Below are 895 nucleotides of genomic sequence, written 5' to 3'. Positions count from 1 at the left end.
ACCGTCAAGAGTGATATAAAGCAAGCCTTCTGGGTAATCAAATTTCTGCTCACCAGTGATGCTTTGATCAAGCTGCTGCGTTGGGTTGTCACCAAACTTAAACTCGGTGATGGTGGCGCCATCAGCACTGTGTGCAGGCATCACATCGATAGTCGCAGTGGTTGGATTTTCACCTTGATTCGGCTCAGTGATGGTCCAACTGCCATTTTGCATTAACTGGACATCATCAGTGATGGTGATATCGAGATCGGCTTTGGCGGAATTATCACCGTCGCTGTCGACCATATAAACGGGCAGCGCAAAGCTGAGTGCGTTGTTGCCCTCGGCATTGGCGTGATCGATGGCTTCAATCAGCGTAAAGGTGTAATCGCCTTTGTTGGTGCCATCGAAGTTGAGCGTAAACACCGTTGTCTCCACACCGTTCGCCGCTGTGGTAACGCCGATATACTGGCCAGAATCTGCGGGCTCTTCTCGTAGCTCAACCACAAGCCCATTCGACTTAAGCGAGCCGTCGGTATTGAACTCACTTGGCTCAAGGCGGAAGTGACTTAAGCTGTCACTGCCTTCGGTATAACTGATTGTGCTTGTGGCTTGGACTGCACTGCCGCTTGGCGCCGAGCCATCGGTTAATTGAGACTCAGATAGACTTACCGACGGAACAGTGTTGATCACTGGATCGTCGCCATCTTGGATGGTTAAGGTGACCGTGGCGCTGACACTGTCTTTATCAAAGTCACCCGAAGTAACGACGATGTCTTTCACAATATCGCCATTCTCATGGTCTAGATCGCGATTAGGTTCAAAGCGCATCTCACCATTAAGCGTGATATAGAGCGTGCCTTCTGGGTAATCAAATTTCTGCTCACCAGTGACAGTCTGGTCAAGTTGCTGCGTG

The 895-nt window shown here is 50.2% G+C and carries 1 protein-coding gene; it reads right to left on the bottom strand.

Annotation, left to right across the window (positions count from 1 at the left end; all coding sequences use genetic code 11):
* The coding region (locus OH458_RS21935) for a T1SS-143 repeat domain-containing protein (protein WP_269979853.1) at positions 1-895 on the bottom strand (895 nt) is incomplete at both ends.

The sequence above is a fragment of the Vibrio sp. MarTm2 genome (assembly GCF_027587055.1).
GTDB classification, from domain to species: domain Bacteria; phylum Pseudomonadota; class Gammaproteobacteria; order Enterobacterales; family Vibrionaceae; genus Vibrio; species Vibrio sinaloensis_D.
This window is presented reverse-complemented; position numbering and strand designations above follow the sequence as displayed.